The organism is Reinekea blandensis MED297 (assembly GCF_000153185.1).
In the GTDB taxonomy this organism is placed as follows: Bacteria; Pseudomonadota; Gammaproteobacteria; order Pseudomonadales; family Natronospirillaceae; genus Reinekea; species Reinekea blandensis.
Genome location: NZ_CH724151.1, coordinates 288,691 through 303,278, shown reverse-complemented (window position 1 = coordinate 303,278; position 14,588 = coordinate 288,691). Strand labels below are relative to the sequence as shown.

Genomic DNA, 14,588 nt, shown 5'->3' with positions numbered 1-14,588 from the left:
AAACTTTTGGAGTTTATGATGAACCTGTTAAAAACTTTCGCTCGAATCCGAATTTTGTTTACCCGTAACCGTGGCGCCGAAGTTCGGTTGATCGATTTGAACGACCACCTGCGACGAGACCTGGGCATAGATAACGCCAGCAGCGATCGTCGAGTACATGAGCATGCCCCTCGCGCACAGGAGTTTATTATCTCTAATGTGCTGACGCGCGCTCCATAGCGAACCGGCAGGAGCGGCTGGTCCTTTAAGGACAGTCGTTTCTGCCTTTCTTTCGTGAATAATCACTAAGGTCTGTTAACACTGTTTCTGTCCATTCTGTTAACAGGCCCTAAGACACTATAGGAGGCGCGCCTCATGAGATTGAGTTTCAATGCTCAGACATCACCGCCATCGGCCGAACTGTTAGACGATACCGCCGTGGTATTTTCACTGAATGATGGACTGGATCTGATTGCTAATGCGGACTATCTCGGTGCCCGTCGTGTGGTTGCCTCGCAGTTGCATTTCAGTGCGGACTTTTTTGATCTCAAGACCGGATTGGCCGGTGAGATTTTGCAGAAGTTTGTGAATTATCGAATGCAGTTGACGGTAATCGGTGACTGGCGACAAATCAGAAGCAACGCACTACGTGACTTCATTCGCGAGTGTAATCGCGGAACCGCAATCGAGTTTCGTCAGGCCTAAAAAAAGCCCTCAGGTGAGGGCTTTGTGTTTCTTACGTTAGATATCCAACGTTAGGGTGCAGTAGTCACCGTCACCAGAGTGTTGGCCGCATCGACCGTGAACACATAGTCACCATCGGCCGGGATGACGACTTCAAAGTTGCCACTGTTATCCGTCAGTGCAAGCTCGCTGCCGGTCGTATCGGTACCAAATCCCAAGTTAACCCGATCCCAATCCGCATCGCCGATTTTGAACTGGTAGGTCCCAGCCGTTAAGGTCTTGGTGATGCTGAAGACAGCATTGCCCTGGTACACCAGCTGATCGTCAGTTCCCCAACCATTCATACTGCCACGCAAGAAGGCAACGTATTGATGTACGGTCAACTCCGGTGTGCTGAGGCTCTTCATCGTATCGAGAATGAATGCGTAGTACCCATCTTCACCAATGGTGATGTTGATGTCATCTGTGCCATCGAGAAGCATGGTCTCACCTAAGGTGACGTCAGCCACGGTGCCTGCGCCAAAGTTGGTGCCGTTGGTCCAGCTGACGTCAGCAATTTTAAAAGCATAGCTGTCGGCGGTTGCATCGATCGACACCGAATACTCACCCGCACCGTTATAGTTGAACAACCCTTCCGCGACCGGATTCCACGACGCATCGGTGATCGAACCCCGAACATAAACATCATTGGCAAGGGCGTAGTCTTTCTCGAGGATGGTGATTTCCGGCACGGCACCACTCAGGTCAAGGACGAACTCATAGTCACCCGGTTCACCTTCAGCCACAGTGAAGCCAAAGTTATTATCATCACCTCCCTCTGCGCTCAACGTAAACGCGGAGCCGGCACCATTGGTAAAGCTGTCCGCATTGGTGCTGTTGCTCCAGTCGGCATCGGCAAAACGGAACGAATGACTTCCAGCGGTGCCGATATTAACGGCAAACTTATAAACACCTTCACCGGCATAGTAACCGTCAAAAACCGATCCCCAATCAGCGAATGAGCCGCGGGCGTAGAGGGTCGTTTCGCCAAACGGCGCAACATCTCCGGCCGGAAGGCCAGCTGTCAGATCACCTTCGGCGGCTACAAACACGGCGGCGGTCAATGCCGGAACCGTGAAGGTCGGACCCTCTGCCGCTGCTGCGTTGAAACTAACACCACTGGTTTCAGATTGCGCTGCATGTTGCGTGAAGTTCGCGGCCCCTTCGACGACAACGTCCTGAGACGTGTTCGTGTAGTTGAAGACGACCACAATCGCATCGTACTGATCATCGAGGTTAGACGGAGCACTGGCGCCGTCGTCGATCGACATGGCAATGACGCCCGGTGTCTGATTCTCACCGGTGTTGTGGAAGGCAACGCGGCCCTTGATCTCGTCGGCCGTGGTTAAACGGAACAAAGGACTGTCTTTTCGGATGGTTAACATTTCTTTGAACTGCGCGCGCATCCAAGCAACATCGGTCGGCGTTGGGTCGGCATCGGTATCGGCGATGACCGTTTTGATGAAGTCCCAATTGCTTTCGTCTTTGTCTTTGCGTGGTAAGCCTACGTTCCAGTTACTGTCGGCACCGACGGCAAAATCGACTTTGTTGAACCAGTCGCCGGAATCATAGGAGTCGCGTTCCATCGACTTGGAACGCAGCAGATCGACACCCATGTGGTAGAACGGTACACCCTGTGCAAAGGCACTGGTGGCAACCGCAATGGCTTGCATGCGAGCTCGTTGCTCACTGGTGACCGTCAAGTCGGCTTTGTAAGCAATGATGTCCCACAGCGTCTGGTTATCGTGTTTCGATACGTAGTTGACGATTTCCTGTGGATCGTCAGCATAGGCGGCTGGGCTACCATTGTAATCCACTCCGGTACCGAGCACGTTGTTACCTTCGTAGTTTTCAAAGCCAAAGGTTTTGAGGTTACCAGCCAGTCCGGCACGCACCAGGTCAGTATTTTTCAGGACATTAAGCTCCAGTTCCTGATCCGGCGTCAGGCCATCATCGTCAGCTGTTCCAGAATCCGGGTCGACGGACCCGATCAGGTTCAGTTCGTTCGGAACCGCACTGTTGCTCAAGCCCTGATTGCGTCGGAGCGTTTGCTCTTCGCCGTCCATGTTGTCGAAGGGGCTGCCGCCTCGAACGCCATCACGCAGGCGATCTGTGAAAGTACCGATGCCTGAACCGGCAATGTTGGATTGCGATGCGTTGGTGCCGCGACCATTGGTACCTGCAGCGCCATAGTCCCAACCCTCGCCGTAAAAATATACATCCGGGTTAACGTCTTCCACGGCGGCAAGTGCCTCTTGCATGGCGGTCATGCTTTGCAGGCCCATGAGGTCGAAACGGAAACCATCGATCTGATAATCACGTGCCCAGGTAACCAGAGAATCGGTCATCAGCTTTGCCATCATCTTGTGTTCGGTGGCTGTATCGTCACAGCAGGAATCTTTCAGAACCACGCCGGATGCCAGATCGCGACGGTGATAGTAGCCGGGGACAATTTTGTCTAAAACGGATTTCTCGTGCAGACCGCTGGCATTGGTGTGGTTGTACACCACATCCATGATGACCATGTAGTCCATATCATGCAGGGCTTCCACCATTTCACGGAACTCCAGAATGCGTGCAGAGCCTTCGGCATCGGTCGCATAGGAGCCTTCCGGGACCGTGTAGTGGAACGGATCGTAACCCCAGTTAAAGGAGTCAACGCCGCGCAGATGGCTGTAAAAATCCTGTGCCTCACCGGTACTGGTGTCGAACGTTGCGAGGGCGTCCTGAATGATCGTGGTATCGCAGTTCAATGACAGTGCCAGAGCCTTCGCTTCGGCAGCGGTACTCAGAGCACAGTAATTGGCCAGGGTATCGGTGATGTCGACTCGCATGGTGTCGTCTTCATCAATGGTGGCGATGTCAAACGCCGGCAGTACCTGTATGGCAGTCATACCGGCTGTGCGCAGTTCACTCAAATGGGTCATGGACTCACGGGCAGATTCGGTGAACGCTTTGAACTTGCCATCGTAGGCGTCAGTACCGGCGGAATCCCAAATGGAGAGATCGCGAATGTGGGTTTCATAAACAGAGATGTCCTCAGGATGGCTGACATCAGCAAAGCTTTTATCGACGGTCCAGCCAACGGGTTTCAAGCTTGGATCATCCAGGTCGACTACCTGAGAGAACAGGGAGTTTTCGGACAGACTCAGGCTATAAGGGTCGGTCACGGTCAGCGTTTCAATGGCATCCGTTTCGTGATGGAAGACAGTCAACTCATAAAGGTAGTAGTGACCGAGGAGGTCTTCGCTGGTGTTCACATGCCAGATACCGCTGTCGGTATTTTCGGTCAGGTTAAAACGTTCCGGCGTCATGTCCACGGGGCTGTCATAAACCAAAACGTCCACGTCGGTGGCTGTTGGCGCCCACAACGCAAACTCGGTTGAACCGGTGGTCGTCCAGGCGCCCAGCGTAGCGTCCTTCGCCGCCGTGTAATACAGATTATCAAGAACGTTGGGAGTCTGTACCCGAGTCACCTGCAATACTTCGCCATCGGCATTGGTTTCGGATACCCAAAGCTGACCTTTCAGTAAAGCCTTTGCTTCGCTGTCAGTGGCGTCGATCCAGAAACCATCAAGATCGGCCAGGTGTGGATAGGCTTCTGCCTGATCGCTGGTCATTGGCTCGGTGGCCAGCACGAACTCATCCCCGCCGGAAATCGCTTTTTCGTCTTCGTTGAACTGCAATGACGCACTCGGGGAATGCCAGAGGCTGATGCGGTTCGAGGTGACTCTGGCATCGAACAGGATGGCGGCGCCTTCATTACCGGTGACATCAATAAAGTGTGCCGACGCCCCGGACAGCGTGACCGGAATTTCCTCAATCGGGTCCGGGAACAGATTGGCAACTCCCTGGAACGCAAAGACATCGGTGCCAAATTCGGAGCGCAGGAACGTCAGGTCACCGCCGCCAATGTCTTTTTCATCGCCCTTGTGCACAATGAAATTAAATTCCGTCCAGTTTTCATCGGTAAGGTCGACAAGATAGTAGGCGCCATAGAGTGGGTGCACACCGTCATGAGCCAAAGGTTCACTCCAGGTGATGCCTTCTTCGTCCATCTGATCTCCCCAAAGGTGCAGACCCCAACCATCGTAGTCGCCGTCCTGTCGTTTGTAGTAGATGACGGCCTGATTCGCAGCGGGTTGAATGAGCGAGTCGGCCCCGTCAGGGTTTACACACACTCCGGCGCTATTGAGCGTTTCGGGAGGTGTGCAGGTGTTGCTGTCGTCTTTATTGCAAGCCGTTAAACCGACGGCAAGCGCAAGCGCGGACACCTGTAACAGAGTCTTGGTTTTACGCATAACAGATTCCTGTCTTGTTGTTTTTAGTGGATAGGTCGTGTCTTACCGGAGTTCGCAGAACCCCGGTTTCATACTCAGAACTCAGGGTTCAGTACGTGTATAAACTCGTCAGCATTGCCGTCTGAATCGATGTCACCCAGTAACAGGTAAAAGCCATAACGACCGGCCTCTGAGACGGTCTGATTCAGGTTTGCCGGGTTTGAGCTGCGCACCAGACCGTTTTCACCGACCGGGCCACCGATGTTGACGCTGCTCCAGTCGGCGTCGGCGAACTTGTATTCAACATCCCCGACTGAGAGGTCGATGCTGGCCGAATAGGTGCCATTGGCATAGGTCAGTGCGGTTGTGTTCCAGTCATTGAGTGAACCGCGGACAAAAAGGTTACCCAGGCTGACCGCCTGTGCCTGATTGAACAGTCCTGGCGCGGTACCGGCGTCGTTATCGGTGCCGGCGAACTCACCAACGGAGTTCAGATAAAGCTGGCTTTCCAGATCGCCGGTGGTGATATTTTCACTGGCGAAGGACATGACCTCCGCCCGGTTGAGCCAGACCGGTTGGTCGGCAACAAGCGAGCCCTGATCAAACTGGTAATACGTCAACAGCGCGTCGTGACTGCCTTGCCATGCAAACGAAACCGGTTTAGAACCGTCGAAGGTTTCAATCTGTCCGTTGCTGTAAGTGACCGCCAGTCGCTTATCGACGGCCTGTCCTTCGTAGTCAATGGTGACGTCAGGCGTACGTCGATCTACCTGAATGGTTTGTGTCGACGAGGTGGCGGAGTCTCCCGTCAGGTTGGACACCTGAGCGCGAAGCTGGACGGTGGTGCCGTCATCGATGTCGACGGTATTCAGATACAGCTGATACGGATAGGTTTTATCAGTTGCAACTCGTTGCCAGCTGACGCCGTTATCCAGCGATTGTTCCAAGCTGACGGAGTAAGTGGGTACGTCTCGGGCGTCCGCACCCTCAATGTCTACCGTGAACGCCACCTGTCCGGAGACAAACGCCTGATCGCCTGGCCCGCTGAACTCGGCAATGACGGGTGCGTCCATATCGCTGATGGAGCTGGCTTTGAGAATAACCACACTGGCGGCCGGTACCGTCACATCGATACTCCCTTCACTGGCTGTGAGGGTGTCTTCGATCCCGTAGACAGGGTTGTATTCTGATGCGAGTGCCTGCAGTTGTGCTGTTTTTCGGCGGTCCGGATTGAAGTTGAAGACTACCAGGTATTCTTCTTGGGTTGTTTCATTGAAACGGGAAATAGCATAGAGATTGCTTGTGTTCAGTGAGCGCACATGTTGTACACCCGTTCGCAGCGTTTCATGCTCTCTCAACAGGCGGCTGTATTCGCGCCACTTAAGATACAACGGATGATCCGTGGTGAAGTTGGCAACGGCGGACGTACGATCTGTTCCGAGCACATTGGTTGCATTGTAGTAGTCGACTTCCGACGGCATCATGTCCTGACGGGACGCCTTATCCCCACCGGACCCGATGAACCCCTGTTCCGCGCCATAGTAGATTACCGGTGCGCCGCGGGTGAAAAACATCACGGCATGGGCCAGGTCGACCTTTGCCAGCGCTTCATCTTCCCAATCCAGTGTGTCGCCCAGAAACGAGGCAAAGCGTCCCATGTCATGGTTGCCGACAAAGTTGAGTAATGACGACGCTGAACTGTCCTGATCATTGTACCGATCATCTTGTTGAAAAAGGTTGGATAACGGATGTGTGGTGTTTTCGGCGACAACGCCATTGTTGTTAATTGTTGACGTGATCGCGGCCTGGATGCCGAAATCAAGAACTGAAGGTAACTTGGCTTCGGTGGTGTAATAACTCAAGACACCCGGGTCGGCTGAATAGACTTCGCCAAACAGGGTAAAGTGTTCCAGGCCCGCACCGTGCGTGCCGAAACCGTCGGTATCCTCAGCTCGGGCATAATCGAGAATGGCCGGTGTAAATTCTTGCCAGAACTCGGTGTTCACATGTTTAACGGTATCAACCCGAAAACCATCAGGGCGGAAATCGCGAATAATGCCTTTGAACACGTCGGTGAAGTTTTCAACCACCTCCGGGTTATCGGTGTCGATGTCATCGAGGCCGACAAAGTCACCATACAAAGAGTTTTCACCCGCCCAGGTTGACTCTCCCTGATTGTGATAGAACGCAGTGTCGTTCAGCCAGGCCGGTGTTTTTGCGATTTCTTCGCCGACCGGAATGAACGGCGTGTAACCGTCACCTTCTGCAACCTCTGCCAATGACCGATACTCACAGGTTTCCAGTCCCTGCAGCAGGGAACCGTCCGGGTTATGGCATTCTTCATACTTGATGACGTCGGCACTGTGATTGACGATGATATCGAAGAACACTTTCAGATTGCGTTCATGTGCGGCATCGATGAACTCTTTCAACCCGTCATTGCCACCGAGGTGTGGATCAATTGCCGTGAAATCGAGTGTCCAATAACCGTGGTAACCTGCACTGTCACCTTGCAGGGCCTTGTTTTTCAGTATGGGCGTCAACCAAATCGCCGTGGCACCTAAGTCTTCAATGTAGGAAAGTTTTTCGGTTAATCCTTGCAGGTCGCCGCCGTGATAATAGCCGTCTTTGGTTTTGTCATATCCACCGGATGCCAACGGGTCAGATGGATCGCCTTTATTATTTGCGCTGTCACCATCGTAAAAGCGGTCCGTCATGACAAAATAAAATACTTCATCGGCTAACGATCGTGTTCGGTAATCGGGTAAAGCCGATAGTGGTGTTGTTTCATTCACCGTCACACTGACATCGACGTCCGTGCTCGTGCTGCCATCGCTGACCGATACTGTGAGGGTGTGCTGTCCGGCATCGGGGTTAGTCGGGCTCAGGATCAGTTGATCGCCTTCCTGCCAGACCCAGGTCGGCGCGTTTGTAACATTGACCGTAAGCGCGTCTCCATCCGGGTCGTTGATCGAATAGTTGAGCGCTGTCGTTTCAAGCGCGTTCAGGGTGATGGTGCCGGACTCGACGGAAATTGTCGGTGGTTGGTTGTTGTCTGATGATTCGGGTCCACAGGACGCCAGTACGATGGCTGCCGTCAACGCAGGGAGGGTATGTATTTTTTTCATGATCACTACTTTTGTATTTTGTTTTTATTGGTTCGACCGTCGTGAACGTCATCGACGACTGTCGTTTGGCGCGAGTGTAATGCTCAACGTTAAAAGGAGGTGGTTAGAAAGGTTTGTGGGTTGGAAAGAGTGAGTTTCGAAAACAGGGTGGAGAACGTTCCGTAATGATCGGATAACTCGATGCAAAACAATCATCTGGATCGATAAAACGATCCGTCGCAGCGGTTACATCATCACTGAGATTTATGTATCACTCCCAGTGATGATTAAGAGTGGATTATTATATTTGGTAATTGACGTTGCATCAGCACTTAACGGTGTGAGTTTCACAACTATCATTATGAATGATGGTTCTGGATTCCACACCTGACGGTTTTCCAACCCCCGGTTTGAGTAATCAACGCGATAAGTCTAAAAATCGGTCATATACTGGATCGGGTCAAAATCTGAGCCTGAGTTCACAACGAAGGGAAGCAGTCTCGTTTTATGGAACAGGCTTCGCAAAAAAAAGTATCGAAGGTTGGGTGGTAAACCACACACCTCGGTTCTTTAAAAACAATAAACCGCGGAGTAAACGATATGACATTCACAGCTCGCAAGCTGGCGCTGGCTATGGTGACGGCCTCTGCAATTATCCTCTCCGGCTGTCTGCCGGAAGTTCCCTACCAAGACCGCGATGTACGCGATGACGTTTTTTATTTTGTCATGCCTGATCGTTTTGAAAATGGCGACCTCAGCAATGACTACGGCGGCATTGCCGGCGGTGCCTACGAACACGGTTTCGATCCGTATGATAAAGGCATGTACCACGGTGGCGATATGGCTGGCCTGGAAAGCCGTCTTGATTACCTGAAAGAGTTGGGTGTGACGGCAATCTGGATGACGCCCATTCTTAAAAATCAGGCCGTGCAGGGCAGTCCCACTGAGTTCAGCTCAGCCTATCATGGCTATTGGACACTCGACTTTACACAGATTGACCCGCACCTAGGGTCGAACGATGACCTGAAATCCCTGATCGATGCCGCACACGATCGAAATATGAAGGTGTTCTTTGACATCATCACTAACCATACGGCCGATGTGATCAAGTATGAAGAATGTCATGAACCGGATGGCACGGCGATTGTCAATCCTTGCCCGTATGTGTCCCTGGCTGAAAAAGCCGAAGGCAATGGCCTGACCCCTTTTGTGCCGGTGGGTAATGAAAATCTGAAAGTCCCGGCTTGGTTAAATGACCCTCAATATTACAACAATCAGGGCGACTCAACGTTCTCCGGGGAAAACTCGATCTATGGTGATTTTGTCGGCTTGGACGATCTGGATACCACTCAGCCGGAAGTGATCGACGGCATGATTGACATCTTTGAAGATCTGGTCAGCGAGTTTAAACCGGACGGTTTTCGGATCGATACCGTTAAGCATGTGAACATCGAGTTCTGGCAGGCATTTTCACCGGCGCTGCTTGAACATGCTCGAGCTGAAGGTATTCCTAACTTCTTTATGTTCGGCGAAGTCTATGATGGTAACCCGCAGTTTTTGAGTCAGTTTACCACCATCGGAAAGCTGCCTTCCGTTCTGGACTTTGGTATTCAGGGCGCGGCCAGTTCCGTGTTTGCGAATAACGGCAGTTCGACCGCGCTCAGTGGTCTGTTTGCGCAGGACGATGTGTATTCGGATACCGACAGTGACGCCTCAACATTAATGAACTTCGGTGGGAATCACGATATGGGCCGCCTGGGGATGTTCATTCAGAATGGCAACCCTAATGCGAGCGATGATGAGTTGTTGGCCCGTGCCAAGTTGTTCAATGCGTTTATGTTTTTTGCCCGCGGGATCCCGGTCATTTATTACGGTGATGAGCAAGGCTTTACGGGTGACGGCGGCGATCAGGATGCGCGCGAAGATATGTTTCCTTCGCAAGTGTCTTCATACAATGATAACCGTCTGATCGGAACGTCAGCGACCACAGCAGAGGATAACTTTGACACTGGCCATCCGCTTTATTTGGCCATCCGAGACTATGCGGATGTTTATAAAAGCCATGCAACGCTGCGTTATGGCGCGCATGTTAATCGCTACAGTGAAGACGGGGGGCTGTATGCATTTTCCCGTATAGGAGATGACCGTCGTGAGTATCTCATCGTTTTCAACAGCGAGCCGCAAGCCAGAGAGTTAACGTTGTCAGCGAGTGCGCCTATCTATTTGCCTGTGATCGCCGACGACAAACTTAAGGCGACGTCATCCGGAGACATCACGCTTGTCGTTGAACCGTTTGATTTTGCAATTTACCGAGCCGCCCGTCCGACGCCGTTTTCACCAAAAACCGATTTTGAAATCACCGGAGTGGAAAACGGTGCTGCCGTTGCGGGTCGTGTCGATATTGAGCTGGCCTTGGCGAAGCCTGCAAGCGCATTGTCGACATACGAAGCGACCTTCGAGGTGTCCACTGATGATGGGCTCACCTGGGCACCTGTCGCATCCGACCGAACCGCGCCCTATCGTCTGTTCTGGCAAAGTGGTGAGTTAGCTGACGGTACCGATGTGCTGCTGCGTGCGCGTCTCGATAATGGCCAGGGTAAAACCTCGCAACAGCAAGTCTCTTTGGTTATCGATTCCCGTGTTCCTGACAGGGTGACTGTCGATTATGAAAACGGTAATGACCGCACCACGCTGTATGTGAGCGATGAGGATGGCGGGTTACAAGGGCCGATCTTCGCAGATGACGGGCTGTTTGAGTTCCGGTGGGATGAGGACGACGACCGCCAGGTGTTGGTGTTTGTGGACCAGCAGGGTGACACCTTTGCTATTGACCGGCCAGTATCGATCAGCCGATCGACCATTGTGGCGCAGTCTGAAGACAACGCCGAAGGTGATCTTGAAGCCTTTGTTTATCTGAACAATAACGGCGATTTGGCGAATAACGATAATGATGTCGGCGGCGTCCCGGTTGAGCTACCGCTGCAGGCCGATGCACCGGCTCCCCTTGGTAACGACGTTAATCTGCGTGGTGGTTTGAATAGCTGGGGCACAGATGCGATGACCTACGTCGGTAATCAGACCTATAAGGTGCAACGGTTAATAGACGCTGGTGACGTAGAGTTTAAGTTTGCTGACAGTACCTGGAGTGCGCTCAACATCGGCGGACCGGTGACAGACACTGGCCTGACTCAGGGCGCGAACCCTGGCAACCTGACACACACCTTCACGCAGACAGCACTTTATAACCTGTATTTGGTGTCGACAGAGCTCGACGGTGAATCGTTCCTTCTGCATTTCATGAACCCGGAAGTCGGGCCTGTCGGTGAAACAGTTTACCTGAAAGGGGATATGAACGATTGGTCGGAACAGACCGCGATGGTGTATCTGGGCGAGCAGCGCTACCAGGTCGAGGTGCCGTTAGAACCCGGTGATTACAGCTTCAAACTGGCGAATGCCGACTGGAGCTGGGAACGAACGGCGAATGGCCCGATACCGTTGGACTCCACTGTATCCGTATCCGCCAGCGGGGGCAATTCAACGTTGTCGGCGACTGAGGCTGCCAACTATACGTTCAGCTATCAGTTTGACGATGAAAGCCTCACAATCAGCTCCGATTTTGTTCCGGAAGATGACCCGGGAATGCGAGTGGTGTTCCGTCTCCCTGACGACTGGGTGGCACCGGCGAACATCTATTTCTGGGAAGCGGCAACGACTGAAACTCCAGCTTGGCCCGGGTTGGTGATGGACGATCTGGGGGATGGCTGGTATGGCTTCCAGTTCAACGACGGCACCGCGTCGGCTAACGTCATTTTTAATGACGGGGGTAACCAAACGGCGAACCTGAGTCGGGATCGAGATGGGTGTTATGTCGATGCAAACTGGCAGGATAGCTGCCCACCCTATCTTGGGGATGAGCCGGGTGTTGATGCCTTGAGCCTGCGGTTTGAAGCGCCGGAAGATTGGACCGAGGTGAGTGTTTACTACTGGAATACCGCCCCCGAATCGGTGACTGTTGACTGGCCCGGTGAGACCGCGACCCCCTTGTATGGCAACTGGTGGTCGATCGAGTTGCCTGCGGGCGTTGCGGCCGCCAATGTCATTTTCAATAATGGCGGTGCCGGTGCGCAGACGACGGATCTCTTTCGTGACGCTGATGGATGCTATCGTTATGCCGAACAACGCTGGTCGGACAGCTGCATCGTTTCGATGTCCGTGTCGGTTCGCAAACCGGCCGAATGGACTGACGATTTAAATGTCTATTATTGGAATGCTGCGGTACCCGGTCCGGCCTGGCCCGGCGAACCGATGACTCCAAGCGACGGTGATGTTTATCAGTTTGACTTTCCGGATGGTGTGTTCAGCGCGAACCTGATTTTTAATGATGGCGTGTCCGAACAGACTGCTGATCTCTATCGGGAATCGGATGGCTGTTATGACGTCGCGTTACAAACCTGGACCGCAACCTGCAGCCCATAACGTCTAAGGTGACTGTCATAGTAAACCCGGCCATGCCGGGTTTTTTTATCGTTAAATATCAATCGGTTTGAGCACAGCGATCAGTCGTATTGGTAACGCAGTGATACACGCAACTCATGACCCAGTAGATTACTTTCCGTCGTCGGACCGACGTGTTGCCAGACGCTGTAGTCGGCACTGACATGAAGTTGTGAAAACAGCGGATAGAACAGGCCAGCACTGAGCCCAATGGCATTGGTGCTGAGTAGTACAGAGTTCTGACGGGTTTGCAGTACCTGGCCCCGCAGTAAAAGATGGTAACCCTGATCAGCATCGCCATCCGGAAAGTAATTGAATCCGGCGAGCATTTCGCCACCGTAAAGTGTGCTGTCATTGAGTGCAGGCCATTGGTCCTGTGTGTGAGCAAGGGCGGTCGCACCAAACTCAAATCCGACCGTGGGGTGCAAGCGCTTAACCCGAGAGACGCTCAGGCCGACACCGTTCAGCAGACTGGCCTCGCTTGGATAATCGGGATAGTAGCGGGTTGAAGCCTGCAAACCCACTCGGGTAAAGCTGTTGCCGGCGGCAACGGTTCGGTTGGATTTGTTTTCAAGATTAAACTGATTCGCGCTGGGTAATGATGTGCCCTTGGCAAAGTATTGCAGGCAAGGTGACGCAAAGCGCTGCAAAAACCGGCTGAGGTTGGTCCCGTTGCCGGTGGTGAAGTATTGCATGGGTTGTGCGTTGGATGGTTGTGCAAAGGTGCAGTTATCCTGTAACAGGTTGCGTCCGCGTTCACGGTCGACAACCGTCAACTGGTAGTTGGCTAACGGAAAAAACAAGCCATCTTCGTTTGTGCGAAGTTCCAGGTGCGTTAATCGGACATCCAGAACAAAATCACCACGACTCAGGGCACGCTGAATGAATGCCGGGTCGAGATTGCGAATGCTGCCACGCGCAATGAAGCGCAGCTCGTGTTCGCGTACATAGTACTTAGCCAGCGCATTGGTGATGGATCCGCTGGGATCCGTCAATGTCACCGGACCGGGAGTTCGGTTCCCGTTGGACTGGTACGCCTGGCGAGCCAGCTCGGGTGATACCAGGCGTAACACCGTATCGTCATTGCTGCCGATGGCGGGTAGCCGGCTCAGATCGACTTCCGGTTCCTGTACGGATAAAACAAAATCTCGTCCCGCGACACGAGATAAGCGATCCTCATTGGAGGCCTGCGGGAAGATGGCGCAACCCGAGAGCAGGAATGCCAACGTCAGCGTGAGTTTATTGAAATATTGCGTCATCATCATTGCCACCGGTAGCTGAGGCCGAGCATCAACAGACTGCTGTTTTCCTGTTCACCGTCGCCAATAAAAGAAGCCACGGATGAGAACTGCCGATACAGATAACCGATATCCACTGCAAAACCGTTAGCGATGGGTTGCGTGAGCCCCACCTGCATGCCCCAACCCGAAGCGCTTTGGTCGCCACCAAAAATGCGCTTATCGGCCAGACCGGCACCCATACTAAGGCGTGTGTTGCCAACGTCTGTCAACACCAGGTCGAGACCTACGCTGAACAGGCTGACCAGATAAAGATTGCTGTCGGCGTCGGTGTATACAGTACCATCACCGCTGGCATGCAAAACTACCGAGGGAATCAAATGGGTGCCGTAACGCAGACGGCCATGCAGGGGACGGACCGTTGCACCGGTAGTCAGACTGCCGGCCTCGGTGATTTCTTCAATGTAGATGGCGCCAAACCCCAGCGTTGTGCTCAATAACGGGCCTTGACGGTCTGTCCAAGACGCTGCCTGCAGCGTGCCCGACAGGATCAGCAGAATCAGTAGATATCCTTTCACGTGTGCGTCCATGCTCAGAGTCCTGAACACTATAACGCGCTGCTAGGGCCTGTTAACACTATTTTTTTGTCCATGCTGCCGAGATTAAAACCCATGACGGCAAGGCAGAACAGGTGAGTTGTGGTTGTTCCACCTGACCAAGTGATCACCACAGCATGGTCGAAAATTCAGATCCGAAGCCCTACACTG

7 protein-coding genes are annotated in these 14,588 nt (G+C 53.0%); 3 read left to right on the top strand and 4 right to left on the bottom strand.

The genetic code is table 11. From position 1 onward, the window contains the following. The first annotated feature begins 15 nt into the window (after positions 1 to 15). Both MED297_RS09955 and MED297_RS09950 read left to right on the top strand, forming a co-directional pair. The gene (locus MED297_RS09955; protein WP_008044538.1) at positions 16 to 219 is read left to right on the top strand and encodes a hypothetical protein; all 204 of its coding nucleotides are present in this window, start codon (positions 16 to 18) and stop codon (positions 217 to 219) included. Positions 220 to 354: 135 nt separating this feature from the next. Further along, positions 355 to 684 (top strand): DUF4180 domain-containing protein, encoded by a 330-nt coding sequence (locus MED297_RS09950; RefSeq protein WP_008044537.1) that lies wholly within the window; start codon positions 355 to 357, stop codon positions 682 to 684. Positions 685 to 734: 50 nt separating this feature from the next. Here the strand turns inward: MED297_RS09950 and pulA are convergent, their stop codons facing one another. Next, positions 735 to 5,003 (bottom strand): pullulanase-type alpha-1,6-glucosidase, encoded by a 4,269-nt coding sequence (gene pulA, locus MED297_RS09945; RefSeq protein WP_008044536.1) that lies wholly within the window; start codon positions 5,001 to 5,003, stop codon positions 735 to 737. A 74-nt stretch (positions 5,004 to 5,077) separates the two neighbouring features. Beyond that, entirely contained in the window at positions 5,078 to 8,110 is a 3,033-nt protein-coding gene (locus tag MED297_RS21270; protein WP_050762902.1) for an alpha-amylase family glycosyl hydrolase, read from the bottom strand. A 579-nt stretch (positions 8,111 to 8,689) separates the two neighbouring features. Here MED297_RS21270 and MED297_RS21265 point away from each other — a divergent pair. After that, on the top strand, positions 8,690 to 12,565 hold the full coding sequence (locus MED297_RS21265; protein WP_008044527.1) for an alpha-amylase family glycosyl hydrolase: 3,876 nt from the start codon (positions 8,690 to 8,692) through the stop codon (positions 12,563 to 12,565). 80 nt (positions 12,566 to 12,645) lie between these two features. Here MED297_RS21265 and MED297_RS09930 read toward each other — a convergent pair whose 3' ends face one another. Both MED297_RS09930 and MED297_RS09925 read right to left on the bottom strand, forming a co-directional pair. Then, positions 12,646 to 13,848, bottom strand: a complete 1,203-nt coding sequence (locus tag MED297_RS09930; RefSeq protein WP_008044524.1) for a hypothetical protein — start codon at positions 13,846 to 13,848, stop codon at positions 12,646 to 12,648. Then, positions 13,845 to 14,411, bottom strand: coding sequence for an outer membrane protein (locus tag MED297_RS09925; protein ID WP_008044523.1), 567 nt, complete (start codon positions 14,409 to 14,411; stop codon positions 13,845 to 13,847). Before MED297_RS09925 ends, MED297_RS09930 begins: the two co-directional genes overlap by 4 nt. Positions 14,412 to 14,588: the final 177 nt, after the last annotated feature.